15 protein-coding genes, 2 tRNA genes and 2 pseudogenes are annotated in these 19,459 nt (G+C 72.8%); 10 read left to right on the plus strand and 9 right to left on the minus strand.

Annotation, left to right across the window (positions count from 1 at the left end; genetic code table 11):
- The first annotated feature begins 10 nt into the window (after positions 1-10).
- The 4 genes and pseudogenes from ABZX75_RS28060 (at position 11) to ABZX75_RS28075 (ending at position 3,421) form a co-directional block, all read left to right on the plus strand.
- The gene (locus ABZX75_RS28060) at positions 11-2,110 is read left to right on the plus strand and encodes an SPFH domain-containing protein (protein WP_355415306.1); all 2,100 of its coding nucleotides are present in this window, start codon (positions 11-13) and stop codon (positions 2,108-2,110) included.
- A gap of 185 nt (positions 2,111-2,295) precedes the next feature.
- The gene (locus ABZX75_RS28065; RefSeq protein ID WP_355415390.1) at positions 2,296-2,889 is read left to right on the plus strand and encodes a lytic polysaccharide monooxygenase; all 594 of its coding nucleotides are present in this window, start codon (positions 2,296-2,298) and stop codon (positions 2,887-2,889) included.
- A 158-nt stretch (positions 2,890-3,047) separates the two neighbouring features.
- Positions 3,048-3,263 (plus strand): annotated as a pseudogene (locus tag ABZX75_RS28070) (DNA-binding response regulator); the annotation flags it as partial.
- A gap of 84 nt (positions 3,264-3,347) precedes the next feature.
- Positions 3,348-3,421: transfer RNA gene (locus tag ABZX75_RS28075), tRNA-Lys, on the plus strand.
- Between the two features lie 167 nt (positions 3,422-3,588).
- On the opposite strand, the gene ABZX75_RS28080 is transcribed toward ABZX75_RS28075, so the two are convergent.
- Entirely contained in the window at positions 3,589-4,347 is a 759-nt protein-coding gene (locus tag ABZX75_RS28080; RefSeq protein ID WP_355415308.1) for an IclR family transcriptional regulator C-terminal domain-containing protein, read from the minus strand.
- Between the two features lie 252 nt (positions 4,348-4,599).
- Here ABZX75_RS28080 and ABZX75_RS28085 point away from each other — a divergent pair, with 252 nt between their 5' ends.
- Both ABZX75_RS28085 and ABZX75_RS28090 read left to right on the plus strand, forming a co-directional pair.
- Entirely contained in the window at positions 4,600-5,712 is a 1,113-nt protein-coding gene (locus ABZX75_RS28085; RefSeq protein WP_355415310.1) for an LLM class flavin-dependent oxidoreductase, read from the plus strand.
- Positions 5,713-5,966: 254 nt separating this feature from the next.
- A pseudogene (locus tag ABZX75_RS28090) lies at positions 5,967-7,690 on the plus strand (glycosyl hydrolase family 18 protein).
- A 43-nt stretch (positions 7,691-7,733) separates the two neighbouring features.
- Here the strand turns inward: ABZX75_RS28090 and ABZX75_RS28095 are convergent.
- Positions 7,734-9,653 (minus strand): EAL domain-containing protein, encoded by a 1,920-nt coding sequence (locus ABZX75_RS28095; RefSeq protein ID WP_355415392.1) that lies wholly within the window; start codon positions 9,651-9,653, stop codon positions 7,734-7,736.
- Positions 9,654-10,016: 363 nt separating this feature from the next.
- On the opposite strand from ABZX75_RS28095, the gene ABZX75_RS28100 reads away from it, so the two are divergent.
- Positions 10,017-11,210 carry a M6 family metalloprotease domain-containing protein gene (locus tag ABZX75_RS28100; protein WP_355415312.1) on the plus strand — a complete coding sequence of 398 codons (1,194 nt, stop codon included), beginning with the start codon at positions 10,017-10,019 and terminating at the stop codon, positions 11,208-11,210.
- A 76-nt stretch (positions 11,211-11,286) separates the two neighbouring features.
- Here the strand turns inward: ABZX75_RS28100 and ABZX75_RS28105 are convergent.
- From ABZX75_RS28105 to ABZX75_RS28120, 4 genes are all read right to left on the minus strand, one after another.
- Positions 11,287-11,360, minus strand: a tRNA-Lys gene (locus ABZX75_RS28105).
- Positions 11,351-11,962, minus strand: coding sequence for a bifunctional DNA primase/polymerase (locus ABZX75_RS28110; RefSeq protein WP_355415314.1), 612 nt, complete (start codon positions 11,960-11,962; stop codon positions 11,351-11,353). Before ABZX75_RS28110 ends, ABZX75_RS28105 begins: the two co-directional genes overlap by 10 nt.
- 334 nt (positions 11,963-12,296) lie before the next feature.
- The gene (locus tag ABZX75_RS28115; RefSeq protein ID WP_355415316.1) at positions 12,297-12,644 is read right to left on the minus strand and encodes a hypothetical protein; all 348 of its coding nucleotides are present in this window, start codon (positions 12,642-12,644) and stop codon (positions 12,297-12,299) included.
- A 172-nt stretch (positions 12,645-12,816) separates the two neighbouring features.
- A complete protein-coding gene (locus ABZX75_RS28120) occupies positions 12,817-13,389 on the minus strand; it encodes an NAD(P)H-dependent oxidoreductase (protein ID WP_355415318.1) in 573 nt (190 codons plus the stop codon).
- A gap of 115 nt (positions 13,390-13,504) precedes the next feature.
- Between ABZX75_RS28120 and ABZX75_RS28125 the strand changes: the two genes are divergently transcribed.
- Complete coding sequence (locus tag ABZX75_RS28125; RefSeq protein ID WP_355415320.1) at positions 13,505-13,978, plus strand: MarR family transcriptional regulator; 474 nt, start codon at positions 13,505-13,507, stop codon at positions 13,976-13,978.
- Between the two features lie 45 nt (positions 13,979-14,023).
- On the opposite strand, the gene ABZX75_RS28130 is transcribed toward ABZX75_RS28125, so the two are convergent.
- Genes ABZX75_RS28130 through ABZX75_RS28140 form a run of 3 tightly spaced genes read right to left on the minus strand, consistent with a single transcriptional unit; the run spans position 14,024 to position 18,071 of the window.
- Positions 14,024-15,364 (minus strand): AAA domain-containing protein, encoded by a 1,341-nt coding sequence (locus ABZX75_RS28130; protein WP_355415322.1) that lies wholly within the window; start codon positions 15,362-15,364, stop codon positions 14,024-14,026.
- Positions 15,361-16,944: a hypothetical protein gene (locus ABZX75_RS28135; protein WP_355415324.1), complete on the minus strand. Its 1,584-nt coding sequence runs from the start codon at positions 16,942-16,944 to the stop codon at positions 15,361-15,363. The genes ABZX75_RS28130 and ABZX75_RS28135 overlap by 4 nt, the downstream gene beginning before the upstream one ends.
- The gene (locus ABZX75_RS28140; protein ID WP_355415394.1) at positions 16,932-18,071 is read right to left on the minus strand and encodes a hypothetical protein; all 1,140 of its coding nucleotides are present in this window, start codon (positions 18,069-18,071) and stop codon (positions 16,932-16,934) included. The genes ABZX75_RS28135 and ABZX75_RS28140 overlap by 13 nt, the downstream gene beginning before the upstream one ends.
- A gap of 353 nt (positions 18,072-18,424) precedes the next feature.
- Between ABZX75_RS28140 and ABZX75_RS28145 the strand changes: the two genes are divergently transcribed.
- Together ABZX75_RS28145 and ABZX75_RS28150 are read left to right on the plus strand one after the other, a co-directional pair.
- Positions 18,425-19,021 (plus strand): histidine phosphatase family protein, encoded by a 597-nt coding sequence (locus ABZX75_RS28145; protein ID WP_355415326.1) that lies wholly within the window; start codon positions 18,425-18,427, stop codon positions 19,019-19,021.
- 80 nt (positions 19,022-19,101) lie between these two features.
- Entirely contained in the window at positions 19,102-19,443 is a 342-nt protein-coding gene (locus tag ABZX75_RS28150; protein ID WP_355415328.1) for a VOC family protein, read from the plus strand.
- Positions 19,444-19,459 lie beyond the last annotated feature (16 nt).

Raw genomic sequence — 19,459 nt, forward strand, 5'->3', positions numbered from 1 at the left:
GGAGGTAACGATGTACCCCACGCGCACGACCTCGACGACGGGCACCCTGCGGATGCTCCCGGTGGCTCCGGTTCAGGCACCGGTTCGGGCCCCGGTTCAGGCTCCAGCTCCCGCGGCGCCGGCTTCGGCGGTTCCGGCGGTTCCCGCGGCGCCGGCTCCGGCGGTTCCGGCGGTTCCCGCGGCGCCGGCTCCGGAGGCTCCGGCGGCCCCGACCACCCGGGCCGACGCGGTGCCGTCCTGGGCGACGGAGCCCGCGCCGCCGGAACTCCCGGCCCCGGCCCCCGCGGCGGATACCGCGTGGAGCGAGGTGCCGGCCGCCCGGGCCCGGGCCCGGGCCCGGGCCGAAGCCGAACCGGTGCACGCGCCCGCCGGGGGCGATGCGTACGTACCGGCGCCCGGGCCGGCGCCGGCGGTGGCGCCGGACCTGGACCAGAACCTCCCGCACCCGCAGGAGGAGCCGGCCCGCGCCGGGGTGGCCACGCTGCGGCTGCGGAGCGCCGAGCGCGAAGCAGGTGCCGATGCCCGGCCCGTCGCCGCCGCCATCCCGCACCCGCAGGACTCGGAACCGGCTCCGCCCGTTCCGGCGGCTCCGCCCGTTCCGCCCGTTCCGGCCGCTCCGCCGGTTGTGCCCGTCGCGGTGGCTCCGCCCGTTCCGGCCGCTCCACCCACTCCACCCACTCCACCCACTCCACCCGTTCCGCCCGTTCCGCCGGTTGCGGCGGTCGCTGCGGAGCCCGGGCGGCCGGGACCCCTGGCCGAGCTCGCGCCCGAACCCGCGCCCGAACCCGCGCCCGAACCGCCCCCCCGGCCGATGCCCGAGACCCGGCCCGGTTCCTCCGGGGTGCCCGGCCCGGGCGTCGCCGAGATCGTCGCGCAGGCGGTGGCGCGCGGAATGGAGCGGGAGGAGGACGATACGCAGGACCTCCCGCGGGTCGGCCCCCACCTCACCCCGCACTCGACCCCGCACCTCGGCGCACCCGGCGGGCCCCGCCCCGGCCCGCACGCCGACATCCGGGTCGACCCCCGCGTCGCCCCGCACCCCGGCCCCCGCGTGGTCCTAGGCCGGGGGACCGCCGTCACCGAGGTGCCGGTCCATCTGCCGTTCCGCGGCGGGCAGAAGGCCCCCGCCGCCCCGCCCTCCCCGGCCGAACCCGCCGCCCCGGCTCCCCGAGCCGCCGTCACCTCCCGCCCCGCCGCCGGCCGTCGGGTACCGCGCGGCGACGACCGCCTCCGGGAGCATCGCGGCCCGGTCCTGCCCGGCTGGATCGGCGTGGTGGTCGGCGGGATCGCCCTCACCGGTTGTGCGGCGGTGCTCTGGCGGGCAGGTGCCGTCCCCGCCGTCCTGGTGGCCGCCTTCGGAGCGGCCCCCCGCGCCTACCAGGGCCTGCGGGCCACGCACTGGCCCCCGCTCGCCTTCCTCGGCATCGTCGCCCTCCTCGCCCTCGGCGGGCTGGGGCGCGCCAAGACGGGCCATGCCTGGGTGCTGACCCTCTTCGGCCGCTACCGGGGCACGGTCCGGCGTACCGGCCTCACCTGGGTCAGCCCCCTCCTCCTGCGGCGCCGGGTCGACGTCCGCCTGCGGCACTGGCGCAGCGACCCCATGCCCGCCGTCGACTCGGGCGGACTCGCCCTCCAGGTCGTCGTCCAGGTCGTCTGGCAGGTCAAGGACACGGCCCGGGCCACCCTCGCCGTCGCGGACCACACGGAGTACCTCGCCGAACAGGTCGAATCGGCCATGGCCCGCGTCCTGTCCCAGCTCCCCGCCGACGCCTTCCACGAGGCCGCCCCGACCCTGCGCGACGCCGAGGCCGTCGGTGACGCGCTGACGCGGATGCTGGCGGCGGAGACCGAGGCCGTGGGGATCGAGGTGTTCTCGGCCCAGCCGACCCGGATCGAGTACGCCCCCGAGGTCGCCGAGGCGATGCGCCGCCGCCGGGTCGCGGCGATCGACGCCAAGCACCGGGACACCGTGCTGTCATCGGTCGTGGACGCGGTCGACGACACGGTCCACCGGCTGACGTCGCGCGGGCTCGTGGAGCTCGACGACTACGAGCGCAAGGCCCTGGTGAAGGACCTCACCGTCGCCTTCTACACGGGACGTTCCGAGTAACGGCGCTGGGGGGCGTACGGGGAACGGGTGGCCGGAACCGACCGGACCACCCGTTCCCCCTTTGGTATGGACACGGACAACTCCCGTCCATAGTCTGGGACTTGGTCTAGACCTAAATCCCCACGCGTGCGCACGCTCTCACCGAACTCCCCCCACGTTCAAGGAGCATCATGCGTAACTCCCGCATGCCCAAACGAGCCGGCGCCGCCACGCTCGGCCTCGGTGTCCTCGCCGGCATCACCCTCCTCGGCGCCCCCAGCGCCAGCAGTCACGGCTACACCGACACCCCCATCAGCCGCCAGAAGCTCTGCGCCAACAAGACCGTCTCCAACTGCGGCCAGATCCAGTGGGAACCGCAGAGCGTCGAGGGCCTCAAGGGCTTCCCGGCCGCCGGTCCCGCCGACGGCAGAATATGCGCCGGCGGAAACTCCCAGTTCGCGGAGCTCGACAACCCGCGCGGCGGCGCCTGGCCCGCCACCAAGGTGTCCAGTGGCCAGAGCTACGGCTTCCGGTGGCAGTTCACCGCCAACCACTCCACCACCGACTTCAAGTACTACGTCACCCGCAACGGCTGGGATCCCACCAAGCCGCTCACCCGGGCCTCCCTCGAATCCCAGCCCTTCCTCACGGTCGCCTACAACGGCGCCCGGCCCGCCATGACCACCGTCCACCAAGGCGCCATGCCCAGCGGCAAGTCGGGCCGGCACCTGATCCTGGCCGTCTGGACCATCAACGACACGGCGAACGCCTTCTACGCCTGCTCCGACGTCCAGTTCTGACGGCAGGCAGCCAGCTCCGGCGGCATGCGGACGACGACTGCACCCGAAACCGCCGCGGAGCTCATGGCGCGTCCAATGGGGCGACCACGGCCGGGGGGACGTACGGATGCCCCCCCGGCTTCGCGGACGGGGGGCTGCGCGCCGCCGGGGAGCCGCGCGGCCACCTCCTGAAGGACCGGGTCGGTCAGGTGCAGCGGTTCCTCGACGCGGTGGTCACCGTGGCCGGCGGCGGCACGGTGGTGGACCCCGAGGTCGTACGCAGGCTGCTGCGCCGGCTGCTGCGTCGGCGGCGCGACCCCTTGTCCGGGCTGACCCCGCGCGAGCGGGAGGCGCTGGGCCTGGTGGCCGAGGGACGGTCGAACGGGTCCATCGCCCGGGTGCCGGCGGTCCTCGCGTACCTCCGCGGGTAATGGTTTTGAGCACTCCAGAGGAGCAGGTAGTATTTTCTCTGTCAGCAGGCGCCGCTAGCTCAGTTGGTTAGAGCAGCTGACTCTTAATCAGCGGGTCCGGGGTTCGAGTCCCTGGCGGCGCACCTGTCCTTCGGGCGGTTTCCGGTTCACCGGGAACCGCCCGAAGTGTTTGTGGCCCGAGGCGCTCGCCGGAGACCCTGGATCTTCGGGTCTTCGGGTCCTCGGATCTTCGCGGAAACCCCGGATCGCCGGGATCCGGGCGCCTCTCGCTCCCCTCGCTCTCCGCACCTCACAGCGTGAGCGACAGCAGCAGCGGCGCGGCCTTCCGGTTCAGGGTGTCCGCCGCGGCCCGCAGCCGGTGCGCGTGCTCGACGGGCAGTGACAGGGCCAGGCAGCCCACCGAGGCTCCGGCGGTGATCGGGACCGCCGCGCAGACCGTGCCCACGGCGTACTCCTGCAGGTCCAGCACCGGCACCGTGGCCGGCTGGCTGTCCAGCCGGGAGAAGAGGATGCGCTCGTTCACGATGGTCTTCGACGTGAGCCGGGCGATCTTGTGCCGAGACAGGTGGTCGCGCCGTCCGTTCTGGTCGAGCTGGGTCAGCAGGCACTTGCCGACCGCGCTGGCGTGCGCCGCGGAGCGGAAGTCGACCCACTCGTGCACCTTCGGGGTGCGCGGGCTGTCCGCGAACTGGGTGATCTTGACTTCCCCGTCCACGTACCGGCTGATGTAGACGGCGGCGCCGACCGAGTCCCGGAGGCGGTCCAGGGTCTCCTGGAGCTTGTCCGTCAGAGCCTGCTGACGGTTGATGCCGGAGCCGAGCAGGACAAGGGAGTCCCCTATGGCGTAGGCGCCGTCGGACACCTGCAGTACGTACCCCTCTCGGCGCAGCATGAGCAGCATCGGGCTGAGATGGACCGCGGGCAGGCCGGTCTCACGCGCGATCTGTACGTCGGTCACACCGCCGGTGTGGCGGGCGATCGTTTCGAGTACGCGTAGTGCGTACTGCACCGAGTGGAACGGCGCGGTCGGCTCGGGCTTCAGCGCCACGGTTTCCCCCTAGCAGGTTGTTACCGCTTGCCCTACCACGATAGCCATCAAGAGGCCCGTGTGGAGCGTCTGTTGAGGAGATTGATGGCTCAATCAAGTCCTTCTGCCTGGATCTACTCACCTGGCATATGCCATGGTCATGTCCACTGTCCCAGGGTGCCGGGGAATGCCCGGCCGCCGCCCATGGTTCGAGTTCTTCGTACGGATTGCCCACGGATGCCGTACGCATGGTGAACCGAGACGGGAGCGACGATGAGTGACAGCGGGGACGCACATCGGCAGGAGGGCCGCGACGGGATCCGCGGCACGGCGCGCGGCCGGGCGCCCGTACCGCTCTCGGTCCTGGACCTCGTCACCGTCGGCGCCGGCAGCACCGCCTACGCCTCCTTGCGTACCAGCGTGGCCATCGCCCGGCTCGCCGAGTCCCGGGGTTACCACCGCCACTGGGTCGCCGAGCACCACTCCATGCCCGGGGTCGCCAGCTCCTCCCCGGCCGTGATCCTGGCGCACCTCGCCGCGCACACCTCCCGCATCCGGCTCGGCTCGGGCGGGGTCATGCTGCCCAACCACGCCCCGCTGGCCGTCGCCGAGCAGTTCGGCACCCTGGAGGCGCTCGCCCCGGGGCGGATCGACCTCGGGCTGGGCCGGGCGCCCGGGACCGACGGCCGCACGGCCGCCGCGCTGCGCGGGCCCGGGCGCCTCGACGAGGCCGCCGACGAGTTCCCCAGGCGGCTCGCGGAGCTCACCCGCTTCCTCGACGACGACTTCCCCGACGGGCACCCGTACGCCCGCGTCCACGCCGTACCCGGCCCGGTGCAGGGTCCCGCCGGGCGGCCGCCGCTGTGGCTGCTCGGGTCCTCCGGATTCAGCGCCCGCCTCGCCGGTGAACTCGGCCTGCCCTTCGCCTACGCCCACCACTTCTCGGCGGCCGGCACCCTGCCCGCGCTCGACCTCTACCGGCAGACCTTCCGCCCCTCGGCGGTCCTGGACGCCCCGTACGCCGTCATCGGGGTCTCGGCGCTCGCCGCCGACACCGACGGGGAGGCCCGAGCCCAGGTGCTCACGGGCGCCCTGTCGATGCTGCGGCTGCGCAGCGGGCGGCCGGGGCTGGTGCCGACGCCCGAGGAGGCGGCGGCGTACCCGTTCTCCTCCCTGGAACGGGAATTCGTGGACGGATGGCTCGCGAACATCGTCCACGGCACGCCCGACGAGGTGCGCTCCGGACTGGACGACCTCGCCAAGCGGACGGGCGCCGACGAGCTGATGCTGACCGCCAACGCGCACAGCGGCGAAGCCCGGCTGCGCTCGTACGGGCTCGTCGCAGATGCGTACGGGATGCCGACGCGGGAGCCCGCAGCTGATTGACCGTAGGCGAAGGCGATTCGGCTGGTTTGTTGCCGAAACCTTGCGCGGGGGTGTCTGAAGGCACCCTTAAACCGCTCGTCACCCGGGGTGGCGGGCGGTTTCTGTTGTGCGCTCAGGTCTCTGACGAGGGGATTTGGCACGGGAGTGGTCTAGTCCTTCTTTGGTCCAAACCATTGACTCGGGGCCGCGCTGATCGCTATCACTTCTCCCACCTGAACTTCTTGCTCGCCCCTCCCACCCCCCGGAGGCAGTTCATGCACTTCCGTAAACCCCTCATCGCGGCCGCCGCCACGGCCGCGCTGGCAGCCGGAGCGCTCGCCTCCTTCGCGGGGCTCGGCACCGCCCAGGCCGCCGACACCTCGACCACCGCCGCGGCCGGCGGGGTCCGCATCGCCTACTACGACCAGTGGAGCGTGTACGGGAACGCCTTTCACCCCAAGCACCTCGACACCCGCGGCATAGCGGGCAAGCTGGACGTCATCAACTATTCGTTCGGCAACATCCACCCCACCGAGCTCACCTGTTTCGAGGCCAACAAGGCGGCGGGCGACGACAACAACCCCAACGCCGGTGACGGCGCGGGTGACTCGTACGCCGACTACCAGAAGTCCTTCAGCGCGGCGGACAGCGTCAGCGGGGTCGCCGACAAGTGGGACCAGCCGATCGTGGGCGTCTTCAACCAGTTCAAGCAGCTGAAGGCCAAGTACCCCCACCTGAAGATCAACATCTCGCTCGGCGGCTGGACCTACTCGAAGTACTTCAGTGACGCGGCCAAGACCGACGCCTCCCGCAAGAAGCTCGTGTCCTCCTGCATCGACCAGTACATCAAGGGCAACCTGCCGGTCGAGGGCGGCTACGGCGGCCCGGGCACCGCGGCCGGGATCTTCGACGGCATAGACATCGACTGGGAGTACCCCGGCTCCTCCGGCGGCCACCTGGGCAACCACTACGCCGCCGAGGACAAGCAGAACTTCACGCTGCTGCTCAAGGAGTTCCGCCAGCAGCTCGACGCCCACGGCCAGGCCAACGGCGGCAAGAAGTACCTCCTGACCTCCGCGCTCCCGGCCGGCCAGGACAAGATCAAGTACATCGAGACGGACAAGATCGGCGCGTACCTCGACTACGCGAACATCATGACGTACGACATGCACGGCGCCTGGGACGGCGACGGGCCGACGTACCACCAATCCCCGCTGTACCCGTCCGCGGCCGACCCGACCGACCCGATCGCGCCGGGCACCGAGAAGTACAGCATCGACAACGCCATCGACTCCTGGATCGACGGCAACCCGGCCTACGGGATCGCGGGAGGCTTCCCCGCCGCCAAGCTGACGCTGGGATACGAGTTCTACTACCGCGGCTGGAAGGGCGTCCCGGCGGGCACCGCGGGCGGCCTCGCCCAGCCCGCGACCGGCGCCTCCGCCGCCCGGCCCACCAGTCAGCAGGCCGGCATCGCGAACTACAAGGAGCTCGGCGGGATCGTCGACAATCCGGCGAACACCTTCTGGGACGACCGGGCCAAGGCCTCCTACTTCTACAAGGACGGCGAGTTCTTCACCGGCCTCAACCAGAAGTCCATCCAGGCCCGGGTCGACTACGGCAAGCAGCGCGGCCTGGCCGGCGCGATGATGTACTCCCTGCTCGGCCTGGACACCAACACCACCCTGCTCAACCAGATCTCGGACGCCCTCGGCGGGACCACCCAGCCGCCGGTCACCACGCCGCCGGTCACGACGCCGCCGGTCACCACGCCTCCGACGACCACGCCGCCGACCACGCCGCCTCCGACGACGAACCCGCCCACCACCCCTCCCGCGGGCTGCGGTCGACGCCGGCGTACGTCGCGGGCACCGTCTACACCGGCGGCAGCGAGGTCTCCCACAACGGCCGCAAGTGGAAGGCCCAGTGGTGGACGCAGAACGAGACGCCGGGCACCACCGGTGAATGGGGTGTCTGGAAGGACCTCGGCGCCTGCTGATCGCCCCCCACCCCGCGCCGAGCGACGGCCCGCCCCGCACCCCTCACACGAGGGGGTGCGGGGCGGGCCCGTGCCGCAGGTCGGCGGCGGCCTGGCGGCTGATCATGCCGGCGATCACATCCGGAGCCACGGCGCGGGAGTAGAGCCAGCCCTGGCCCGTGTCGCAGCCGACGCGGCGCAGGCGGGCCGCCTGGCCGGCGGTCTCCACGCATTCCGCCGTCACGGTCAGGCCCAGCCGGTGAGCGAGCTGGACCAGGGCCTCGACGATGGTCTCGTCGGCCGGGTTGGGGTGGGCGCCCTCCTCGTAGCGGAAGCCCCGTACGAAGGAGCCGTCGAGCTTCAGCACCGAGACGGGCAGCCGGCTGAGGTAGGCGAGGTTCGAGTACCCGGTGCCGAAGTCGTCGATGGCGATCCGCACGCCCATGTCGCTCAGCGCCTGGAGGGCCTGGAGCGGCCGGCCCGCCGAGCCCATCACCGCCGACTCCGTCAGCTCCAGCTGCAACAGCTGCGGCGCCAGACCCGTCTCGGCCAGGATCTCCGCGACATCGCCCACCAGGTCCGAGTCCCACACCTGCCGCACCGCGACATTGACCGACACGAAGACCGGGGAGTCGCTGGGCTGCTCGATCTGCCAGCGCCGCGCCTGCCGACAGGCGGTCCGCAGTACCCACCGCCCCAACTGCACGATGGAGCCGTCCTCTTCCGCAATTCCGATGAACCGATTCGGCGTCAACGTGCCGAACTGCGGGTGGTTCCAGCGCACCAGGGCCTCGACCCCGCGCACCGTCCCGCTCTCCAGGTCCACCAGCGGCTGGTACTCCAGCTCGAACTCCCCCCGCTCCACGGCGGGCCGCAGCGTGGACGAGAGCGCCTGCCGGGTCATGCGGTGCGCGTTGCGCTCCGGGTCGAAGAGGGTCCAGCGGGCCTTGCCGTCCGCCTTCGCCCAGTACAGGGTCGTATCGGCGGCCTGCATCAGCCCGGTCGCCGAGGTCCCGGCCGCCACCCGTTCCACCACCCCGATCGACGCGGAGACCGACAGTCGCTGACCGGCCAGGTCGAACGGCTCCTGTACGGAGGCCAGTACGCTCCGTGCCAGGTCCGCGAGCTGCTCGGTCCCGGTGGAGTCCTCGACCAGCAGCGCGAACTCGTCGCCGCCGAGCCGCGCCACCAGGTGCCCGCTGGTCCGTCCGTAGCCGCTCTGGTCGGCGCACTGGGTCAGCCGCGCCGCGACGGCGGCCAGGAGCCGGTCGCCGACCCGGTGGCCCAGGGTGTCGTTGACCGCCTTGAAGCCGTCCAGGTCCAGGTAGCACAGGCCGATCCGGCCCGTGCCGCCGTGTTCGTACGAGGACGCCTCCAGGGCGGCGGAGAGCCGCTCGAAGAACAGCGCCCGGTTGGGCAGCCGGGTGACCGGGTCGTGCATCTGGAGGTGCCGCAGCCGCGCCTGGAGGTCGCGCCGGTCGCTGATGTCCGCGACCGACAGCAGGACGTCCCGGGTCCCGGGTACGGGGCCCAGTGTGACCTCGGTCCACAGGGAGTGCCCGTCGGGGTGTTTGAGGCGGCGGGTACAGCGCAGCCGGGCCTGCCGCCCGCGCAGCACCTCCTGGTACGCCCCCCAGGTGCGGGCCTCCGAGGCCAGGTCCACCAGGTCGGCGGCGGACCGCCGGGCGAGCGTGTGCGGCTCGGTGCCCAGGAGCCCGGCGAGGGCCTGGTTGGCGGTGACGACGTAGCCTTCGCGGTCGACGACGGCCATGGCGAGGTGGGCCGCGTTGAAGGCGGCCCGGTAGTCGTTCTGTTCGGCCTCGGCGCGGGAAAGCGGCGCCGGGCCGACCGATGCCGACGGGGCTGCCGGCACTGCTGGGTGACGCTCCGTAATGGCCGGTCGGATGCTGTCGGCCGCCGAACCGGTTCCCTCTGAGGTTCCGCTCACCGTTGGCTCCCGCAGTGCTCGTGAGTGTCCGTGCAGGAAAGTCTGCCGATCATAGAGGCTGCCGGGAGGCCCTATCCAGCGGCGTCGCCGGGTGGGCGACGGTACTTCGGCGGGATGACGCCGTGATGACGGTTCGTCGGCCCGACAGCGGGCGATCGTTTCTGCGCGGCTGTGAGCACCAGAAGCCGCCTGTTGATCTCACGTGATCGGTCGTGACGTTCTGTAGAGAGGGGCGTGAAGTTCGGGGGTCACCGACTTGCCACATCGCTCACTCGTGTGGGGCAGCGGAACAGGGCATTAGTAAGACAATCGCCTCAAGGTGGACGAAATGGCAGAAATCCACCACCGGAGGTCGATGTGCCGCGACAGCAGCCACCCGGGGGAGTGGACCGCTCCCGCATGCGCAGCACGGCGGCGGTGCTCACGTCGCTGACGGCGCTCGCCGCCATGTCGCTCGTCGCGGGACCCGCAGTGGCCGACTCCGGGGCCGGACCCTGCGCGCTGACCCGGACCGCGGCGCACCACTCCCTGGGTCTGGACACCTGGAACGGCGCCTACCCCAAACCCGAGCGCACGCTCGACGCGGTCATGGTCTTCCTCTCCTTCCCCGACCACCGCCCCACCCTCACCACGGAGGAGCTGACCGGCGACTACTTCCCCGCCACCAGCGACTTCTTCGAGCGGGCCTCGTACGGGCGCTTCCACCTGGTCCCGCACCCGCAGAAGCAGTGGGTCCGGATGCCCAAGCCGTCCGCCGCGTACGAAATACAGCGCGACTGGGCCCCCGAGGACCGGGCGGCCTACCTGCGGGACGCGGTCACCGCCGCCGACGCGGAAGTCGACTTCGGCAAGTACGACGTCGTTTACTTCATCGCCGACCCGGACGCCCCCGGCGTGGACTCCGACGCCACGAAGGTCGTGAACTTCGACCGCCCGATCACGGCGGACGGCGCCCAGCTGCGGCGGATCGTCACCGTCTTCGAGCAGCACCCGCCGGACCGCAACGTACTCGCCCACGAGACCGGCCACGTCTTCGACCTGCCCGACCTCTACCACCGGCCGTCGGACGGCAAGGGCGACTGGGACACCTACGTCGGGGACTGGGACGTCATGGGCAGCCAGTTCGGCATGGCCCCGGACCTCTTCGCCTGGCACAAGTGGAAGCTGGGCTGGCTGGACGCGTCCCAGGTGGACTGCGTGCAGTCCGGTTCCTCACTGCACACCCTGCAGCCGCTGGCGCAGACCCCGCCGCAGGGCGGCACCGGCGGCACCCGCCTCGCGGTGGTCCGTACGGGCACCGGCAGCGCGATCGCCATCGAGGCGCGCGGCTCGGCCGGCAACGACGGGGACACCTGCACGGAAGGGGTGCTGGTCTACCGGGTCCGCAACGAGGCCGCCTCGGGCGGCGGCCCGATCGAGGTGCTGGACGGCCATCCGCGGTCGGAGGCCTGCTGGGACCGCTCGGTGTACCCACCGCTGGCGGATGCGCCGCTGGAGGTGGGCGAGACGTACACGGTGCCGGGGGAGCGGATCACGATCGAGGTGGCGGACCGGACCCGGTCGGGCGCGTACACGGTGAAGGTCACGACATAGCGGGACCCGGGGCCGCGAGGACCCCGAAGGGAACACGAAGAAGGCCCCCACTCGCGTGGGGGCCTTCCTCCGTCTGTGCGCCGCCAGGGACTCGAACCCCGGACCCGCTGATTAAGAGTCAGCTGCTCTAACCAACTGAGCTAGCGGCGCTTGCTGACGTCGTAGACATTAGCATCCGGATCCGAGGAAGGAAAAATCGATACCCGCAGGTCCGTGGTGGGGCCGGTGGTGCGGGCGGCGCGTACGAAGGCCCAGAGCAGGGCGTCCGGCCCCGGAAGCCACGGCACCCGGGTGTCCGGGGCCACGAGCCAGCGGGAGGGCCCGGGTGCGTAGGCCAGCGGTGGCACGGTGACGGCATCGCCGCGGCCGTGGCACAGGGGCGCCGGGGCGGTACGGGAACCTCCCCACTCCTCCCAGGCCAGCAGGGCGGGAAGGCGGTGGGCGGTGCCGGGGGACGCGAAGAGGAGCAGCCGGCCGCGGTGGACGGCGACCGGCCCTGAGCCCGGGCCTTCCGCCCAGAGCAGGTCCAGGACGCGGCGGCCGAGGACGAGCGGGACGTTGACGACGTCGAAGGCGGTCCCGCAGGGCAGCACGGCGGGCGCGGCGGGGCGGGCCTCCCACAGGGCGAGGGTGGTCCGCGGGTGGGCGGAAGCGGAGGCGAGCCAGGCGGCGCCCTGCGGAGTGACGTGGGTGGCGGGCGCGGTGCGTGCGTCGGGGGCGGGGCAGGCGGAAGCCGTCGTCAGGGTCGTCATGTCCTCAGGTCTACCGGCCGTAGCGCTCCGTTTTCGGTGAGTTACCGGAATCCGGGACAGGGCGGGCAGGGCTGGGGTATGTTGCGCCCCGCATATGCCAGTCCGCTGCGCTTGGCTCTACCGGACCTGCCCTGCTCTGCTCTGCTCGCCGGAGCCCTCGGCTTGCGGGCGTGCCTGTGCCGTATGGGTGCGGCGGAGCCGGGCCCCTCGGCATGCGTCGCGTCTGTGCCGTGCCTGGTGCCGTAGGTGCGTGGCGGTGGCGTGGCCTCGGCTCCTGCGGGCGTCGGCCGCGTCGCACGCAGGGGCCTCGTGGAGCAGTGGTGGCCGCCGGAGGCTAGAGGCTGTCCGGGCCGGCGTCGCGTTGGAGGGTTTCGCCGAACTCGATCATCTTGCGGGCGTAGTCCTCGGTCCATTCCGCCTGGCTGGCGATCACCGCCGGCGAAAGGCGGTCGAAGCGCCGCGGATCCGCCAGCTGGGCCGCCGCCAGGGCCTGGTACTCCACCGCCCGCTCCTGCGCCGCCCGGAAGGCGAGCGTCAGCTCGGTGGCGCGGGCCAGCAGCTCGCGGGGGTCGTCGATGGACTCCAGGTCGAAGAAGTGCTCCGGGTCCGTGGCGGCCTCCGAGGGCTCGAAGAGCAGCGGCGCGGGCCGCAGCCTCCGCTCGGTCCGCTCGGGCTCTGCCATGCGTGTCCTCCTGGTGCGCGTGCGAAATCCTTCCGGGCCACCGTCCATTGTCCAACGCCGCGCAAGGGCACACAGCGGTGGACTGGAACGTTTGTGCGGCCGGTGGTGTGCACGAGGAGACCGTGAGGCCGTGGGGCGGAGGAGTCGAGCGGGTGCTCGGTCGCCGTCGCCGTCACACCGTGACCGGCTCCTCCAGCCGCCGCCGCGCGGCCAGCTCCGCCACGTCGTCCAGTACGCCGGCCAGCTGCCCCGCGAGTCCGTCCGGGGCGCGGAACCCCTCGGGGTCGACGAGACCGGCGATACCGGGGATGGCGACGGACCGCTCGGCCGGCACCATGCCGATCCGGGTGAGGACCGGCAGCAGCATCTCGGCGGCCGGGGCGCCGCCCGAGGGGCCGGCGCTGTAGCTGACGAGGCCGACCGGCTTGCCCTGCCACTCGCGGTAGAGGAAGTCGATGGCGTTCTTGAAGGGGGCGGTGAAGCCGCCGTTGTACATCGGCAGGACGAAGAGGAAGGCGTCCGCGGAGTCGACGAGGGCGCTCCAGTCGCGGGTGTGCTGGTGGGTGTACACGCCGGTGGAGGCGTACTCGGGTTCGTCGAGGAAGGGGAGCGCGATCACGCCGAGATCGACCGGGGTGACCTCGAAGCCGCCCCGGGCGCGGGCCTGTCCGGTGACCCACTGGGAGAGGGGGCCGGCGGCGGAGGTGGGGCGTACCGCGGCGGAGATGACGTGAAGACGGGTCATGGTGAGGGCTCCCGGTGGTGGCCTGATGTTGTTGACGCGTCACCTATCAAAGCGAGAGGTGGGTGATGTGTCAACTAGATAGGTGACGTGTCATGCAACTGGTTACAGTGCACTCATGACCGAATCCGAGCCGCGCTGGCTCACCGAGCCCGAACAGGACGCCTGGTACGCGTGGCGGCGCATGTTCCCGCTCGTCAACGCGGAGATCGCGCGGGACCTGACCCAGGACAGCGGTCTCTCGGAGGCCGACTACGACGTCCTGTCGGTCCTGGGTTCGACCGAGGGTCACCGGATGCGGATCAGTGCCCTGGCCGTCCTGATGCAGTGGTCGCGCAGCCGGCTGTCGCACCAGCTCACCCGGATGGAACAGCGCGGAATCGTCCGCCGCGAGGAGGTGGCCACCGACGGCCGCGGCGCGGAGGTGGTCCTCACCGAAGTGGGGGTGAACGCGATCATGACGGCCGCCCCGCTGCACGTGGAGTCGGTACGCCGCCACCTCATCGACGTCCTGACCCCGGAGCAGCTGCGCACCCTGGCCGAGGTGGGCGAACTGCTCCGCGAACGGATGGGCCTCACCCGCAAGACGTAGCCGCGGTCACGGCCGCCGGGAGATCCGGTGTGCCGCCAGGCGGAGTCACGGCCGCCAGGGGATCCGGTGTTCCGCCAGGTGGGCCAGGACCGAGTGGTTGGCCTCCCAGCCGTCCGGGAACTTCACCGTCACGCCCAGCTGGACCGGTTCCGTCGAGGGATGGTCGTCCAGGAGTTCCGCTATGCCCGCCCGGGCCACCACCACGCACGCGTGCCGGTGCCGGGAGGCCAGCACGCACAGGCGGCCCGTCTCCAGGTGGAACGCCGTCGCGTCCGGGCGCCCCGACAGCGGGTGGAGCACCACCGTGAGGTCGTACTCGCGGCCCTGGAGCCGGTTCGCGGTGTCCACCGTCACCCCGCTGACCCCCAGCAGCGTCAGCGCCGCGCGCACCGCGGCCGCCTGGTCGCGGTGCGCGGTGCCGACGGCGATGCGGTCGGCGGTGAGCGGCGCCGGGGCCTCGGAGTGCTCGTCCGAGGTCACCGCCCCCCGGTCCAGGGCGCGGCGGACCACCAGGGCCACCGCCCGGACCGCCTCCGGGTCGGTGCGCGGGGTGTGCCGGGCGGGCAGTTCCAGCAGGCCCCAGCCCGACTCGGCGGCCTCGTCCAGTACCCGGTCGGGGCCCGATCCGTCCGAGGGGACCCCGTACGACAGCCGCCGCTCGCCCGGGCCCGTACCGCTGCGGAACTGCGTGTACGGGTAGAAGGCGCGGGAGACCAGCGGCGCGGCCGTCGCCGGGAGCCGCCAGGAGACGGGCAGCCGGTGCTGCGGCAGCTGCGGGTTGTGGGCCAGCAGGGTGGTCACCGCCGAGGCGGAGGGGTCGTAGGTCAGGCCCGCCCACTGCTCCGCGCCGACCACGCTGAAGGGGTCGAGCTGCCCCGGATCGCCCACGAACAGGGCCCGCTCGAACAGCCCGGCGACGGCCAGCAGCGCATCCGAGCGCATCTGGTACGCCTCGTCGACGATGGCGTGCTCCCACGGCTCGGCGTCCTTGACGTAGGCCCACTTCGCCGCCGTGGAGATGGTGACCGGTAGTTCCGCGAGGTCCCCCGGTTTGGCGGAGAGGGTGACCGAGGGCAGCTCGCGCAGCGCGGGGTCGTACGCCTCGCCGTCGCTGCTGTGCAGGCGGCCGACCTTCAGCTCGGGGTCCTTGTCGGCGAGCCGCAGCACCAGGTCGTCGACCTGCGCGTTGGTCTGCGCGACCACCATCAGGCGGCGCCCGGCCGCGGCCAGCTCGCGGGCCGCCCGGACGACGAGCGTGGACTTGCCGGCCCCGGGCGGGGAGTCGACGACCACGCCCCGCTCGGTGCCGTGGAGCGTGTCGTGCAGGATGGCGGCGGTCGCCCGTGCGGCCGCCGCGCCCGGATCGAAGGAGGCGGTCGCGGTCACAGTATGTCCTCGTCGGTCACGGTGTCGGGGCGGGCGACGGCGGCGGCGGAGCCGGGAGGGCCGCCGTGCGTCCACGGGGTCTGCTCCGGGTCCGGGAGCTTCGGGCCGCCGCGGGCGTCGTGCTCGAAGAGCGTCCAGCACACGCGGTCGCCTTTCTCGGGCACCGAGCCGGGTTCCGGGTCCTTGCCGCGGCCCATCTTGTCCAGCAGCCGCAGCACGAGCCGCCCGTCGTAGTCGTACCGGACGAACCGTGCGGACTGCGGGCGCCCGTCCAGCGAGCGGAACACCTTCGCGCCGCTCCCGTCCGCGAGCTGCGGACGGTCCTCGGTGGCCACCGTCACCAGGGGCCGCGGGCTCGGCCGCTTCGACTCCATCCATTCCATCACCACCTCGGTGACCTCGCCCGCGAAGGCCTCGCCCGCGAGGCGCCGGCCGGCCATCACCAGGGGGTCGTCCAGCGCCTCCTGGGCGTCGAGCCGCACCTGCTCGGTCTCCCGCGTGGCGAGCTTCTGGGCCGCCGTCACCGCGTCGTCGCGGCGGGGCTGCGGCGGCTCGCCCGCCCGTACGCGGTCCCGGTGGCCGGTGTACGACCAGCGGTCGCGGGTCCAGCGCTCCTCGGCGCGCTCGCCCGGGGGCAGCGCGCGCAGCAGGTCGATCGCCTGCCAGGTCTGCCACCAGGCGCCCCGCATCTGGGACACGACGGCGTCGCGGACGGCCCGTTCGGCCACCCGCAGGGGGCGGTCGTCGTTCTCGGGGCGGGCTGCCAGAGCCGATCGGGCCGCGTCGTAGCGGGCGATCGCGGGCGCCAGCGTCCTGTTGTCGAAGGCCGGGTCGGTGGCCGGGCCGGCCGGCGGGCACAGCAGCAGGCCGTCCTGGTCGCGGTCCAGCTCCGCCCGTCGTGCCGCCTCCGCCCCCGATGTGCCCTCGGGGGGATCGATCCAGGCCAGGAGGGCGCCCAGGTGCTGGTCCTCCAGGTTGCTCTGGCCGGTGGCCCAGTGCCGGGACAGCAGATCCGTCGCCGACACCAGCATCGACGACCCGGGCACGCGGGAGCGCTCGGCGAGGTGCGTGAACCAGCGCCCCAGCATCGGCACCCGCGCGGGCGCCGGATACGGATGGTCCGGATCCTCCTCCGCGGTGCGCCGGAACCGCATCGACCGGCCGAGCAGTCGTACGTACTCGATGCCCGCCCGGCTCGGCACGATCAGCTGCGGCGCGTCCACGCACAGCTCGGTCTCGACCTTGACCTTCTTGCCCGTCTCCGGATCGGTCTCGCTGCGCTCGGCCGGCTCCACGTCGTCCGCGTACGAGTCGATGTACCCGAGCACCTCGACCGCCAGCTCCGCCAGGAACTCCCAGCGCAGGTCCCGGTCGCGCGGCTGCGGTATCACGAAGACCCGGGGCTCGTGCCGGTCGGTACCGACCAGGGCGCCCAGCGGAGCACCGGCCTCACCGGCCGTGGTCAGCGGTACGAAGACCATCGGATCCGGGCTCAGATGCCGGTGGCGTACGGTCGCGAGCGGCTGGGCGCGGCCCGCCCGGACGGCCTCCAGCCGGGCCAGGGTGCTCAGCAGGGGCATGCGGGGCTCTCCGGACGCTGGTACGGGAGGCGGGCGGCGGCGAGCTCCAGCGCCTCCGCGCGCAACCGGGCCGCATGGTGCAGGGCCTCGGCGGTGGGATCGCCGGCGGGACCCGAGCCGGCGGCCGCCGCGAGGGCTCCCTCGACGGTGGTCAGCGCGCCCAGCTCACCCCGTACGGCACGGCCCAGCGCCGTCACCTCGTCGGCGGCGCGGGCCCGGTCCCGGCAGTGGAAGGCCAGCTCGCAGGCGGCCAGGCATTCGGGGGCGTAGGCGGCGTCCACCGCGGACACCGCTTCGGTCAGCTCCTCGGCGGGCCGGGCGGGGTCGAAGCTGAGCCCCTCGGGCAGCGCCGCCGCCAGCTCCTCGACCCGGGTCAGCCGCTCCAGCTGGCGCCTGGTCACGGCGCGCTCCCGGCGGATGTCGACGGGGGAGGCGGTGGGCAGGTTGGAGAAGTCCTTGGGGCAGACCAGCAGCACGGTGTGCCCGACCTCGGCGCCGTCCAGCTTCTCGGCGGTCTTCTCCAGGGCCAGCACGTAGACGGCGGCCTGCCGCGCGGCAGCGCCCACCTTCGCGGCGTCGGCGCCGCCGTCGATCATCGGGAACGATTTGATCTCCACGACGGTCCAGCGGCCGTCGGGATGCACGACGACGGCGTCGGGCTCCAGGTACGCGGGGGAGCCGGCCACCTCCAGCGCCAGCATCGGGTGGTCCAGCAGCGTCCAGGCACCGACGGCGCGTCCGGCGGCGGTGGCCTCGCGCAGGGCGAGCGCGGTGCGGGCGGCGCGGCCCTCGGGGCCCGCGGCGGTGAGGTCGGGGACGCGGGCGACCGGCCCTGGCGGCTCGGCTCCGGCGCCGAGGTGTTCGTGGACCAGCCGCAGCAGCTCGGCTCCGCCGTCGCCCTTGACCTTGGCCTCGAAGGAGTTCCCGCGGACGATGGCGAACTGCGACTGCCCGAAGGCGGCCGGTGAGCCGAGGGCCGAGGCGAGCGCGGTCTTGTCCACGCCGGCGCCGTCGAGCAGGGCGCGTCTGCCGCAGCCGGGGTTGGCGGCGAGTGCCGCGAGTGCCCGGGCGTCGAGCGGCCGGGGCGGCACGGCGGGGCCGCGCAGGTCGGCGAGCCGCTGCCGCAGGGTCGTCGCGCGCGGAGCCTGCCGGCTCTGCGGCGTCCGCGCAGGCTGCGGAGCTTGCGAGGTCTGAGCGGCCGCAACCGTCTGAGCGGCCGGAACGGTCTGCACGGCTCGTGTCGCCGGCGCGGCCTGCGGAGTCGGCAGCGCGGTTCGCCGGGGAGGGCCGCTGTGCGGGTAGGAGCTCACCCGCGGAAGTCTCCCATCCGCCACTGACAATCGTGGACTTACCGTGGAAACCGGCTGCTCGCGGCTACCGGGGGATGCGGGAGGTTGCCGGGCGTTCATGTGATGGATGATGGTCGGACGACGGAATCACCGTAAAACGCGCGGATTCTCATGGACCGGGAGAGATTCACATGGCCCCCCGCATCCTGCTGGCCCGCCACGGCCAGACGGCGTGGTCCCAGCTCGGCAAGCACACCGGACGCACGGACGTGCCCCTGCTGGAGGAGGGCAAGCGCGGCGCGAAGCTGCTCGGCGAGCGGCTGGCCCGCGACCCGTGGAAGGGTCTGCGGGGCTTGGAGGTCCGCACCAGCCCGCTGGTCCGCGCGAGCGAGAGCTGCGACCTGGCCGGCTTCGGCGCCCAGGCGGATCCGTGGGACGCGCTGATGGAGTGGGACTACGGCGATTACGAGGGCATGACCCCGGCCGAGATCCAGGCGGTCCGCCCGGGCTGGCTGATCTGGCGCGACGGCGTCCCGGGCGGCGAGTCCGTCGCCGACGTCGCGGCGCGCGCGGACGAGGTGGTCGGCTGGGCCCGCTCGGCCGAGCGTGACGTCCTGGTCTTCGCCCACGGGCACATCCTGCGCACCCTGGCCGCCCGCTGGCTCGGTTTCGAGGCTTCCTTCGGCGCCCGCATCCGCCTGGAGCCGACCTCCCTCTCGGTCCTCGGGTGGGCCTACGGGGCGCCCGCGCTGGAGCGCTGGAACGACACGGGACACCTGGACGCGTAAACGCCGTCCCCGCCGGCCGGTTGTGAAATTAGCTTCCCCGAGGGTGAGTTGAGCCCTGCGCCGGCTGCGAGGATGAGGGCATGACGATTACTTCCGTGGTGCTGCGGCGACGCGTGAACGAACTCGGCCCGGCGCTGGACTTCTACGTACGGCTCACCGGCCAGCCGGCCACCAGGTTCGAGTTCGCCGGCCTGGACCTCGCGAGCGTCGGGCCGTTCCTGCTGTTCAGCGGCCCCGACGGGATCGCCGAGCGGTTCGCCGGGGTGGCCGCCACGCTGGCCGTGGGGGACCTGGAGGCGGCGGTCGCGCACTGCGAGGCCGCCGGCGGCGAGGTGATCGCCGCCCCCACAGCCACGCCCAACGGGCACCGGGCCGTCGTCCGGCACCCGGACGGCGGGGTCTACGAGTACGTCGGCGGCTGACGACGCCCTCGGGGTC

The organism is Streptomyces sp. NPDC003038, from assembly GCF_040611115.1.
Lineage (GTDB): Bacteria > Actinomycetota > Actinomycetes > Streptomycetales > Streptomycetaceae > Streptomyces.

What these genes read in the sequence shown, in the direction of transcription:
- ABZX75_RS28110 (WP_355415314.1), bottom strand. Translation starts at nt 11,962, where the DNA reads ATGACGACCCTGACGACGGCTTCCGCCTGCCCCGCCCCCGACGCACGC.
- ABZX75_RS28125 (WP_355415320.1), top strand. Translation starts at nt 13,505, where the DNA reads ATGACCGAATCCGAGCCGCGCTGGCTCACCGAGCCCGAACAGGACGCC.
- ABZX75_RS28120 (WP_355415318.1), bottom strand. Translation starts at nt 13,389, where the DNA reads ATGACCCGTCTTCACGTCATCTCCGCCGCGGTACGCCCCACCTCCGCC.
- ABZX75_RS28085 (WP_355415310.1), top strand. Translation starts at nt 4,600, where the DNA reads ATGAGTGACAGCGGGGACGCACATCGGCAGGAGGGCCGCGACGGGATC.
- ABZX75_RS28150 (WP_355415328.1), top strand. Translation starts at nt 19,102, where the DNA reads ATGACGATTACTTCCGTGGTGCTGCGGCGACGCGTGAACGAACTCGGC.
- ABZX75_RS28065 (WP_355415390.1), top strand. Translation starts at nt 2,296, where the DNA reads ATGCCCAAACGAGCCGGCGCCGCCACGCTCGGCCTCGGTGTCCTCGCC.
- ABZX75_RS28100 (WP_355415312.1), top strand. Translation starts at nt 10,017, where the DNA reads ATGCGCAGCACGGCGGCGGTGCTCACGTCGCTGACGGCGCTCGCCGCC.
- ABZX75_RS28145 (WP_355415326.1), top strand. Translation starts at nt 18,425, where the DNA reads ATGGCCCCCCGCATCCTGCTGGCCCGCCACGGCCAGACGGCGTGGTCC.
- ABZX75_RS28135 (WP_355415324.1), bottom strand. Translation starts at nt 16,944, where the DNA reads ATGCCCCTGCTGAGCACCCTGGCCCGGCTGGAGGCCGTCCGGGCGGGC.
- ABZX75_RS28060 (WP_355415306.1), top strand. Translation starts at nt 11, where the DNA reads ATGTACCCCACGCGCACGACCTCGACGACGGGCACCCTGCGGATGCTC.
- ABZX75_RS28115 (WP_355415316.1), bottom strand. Translation starts at nt 12,644, where the DNA reads ATGGCAGAGCCCGAGCGGACCGAGCGGAGGCTGCGGCCCGCGCCGCTG.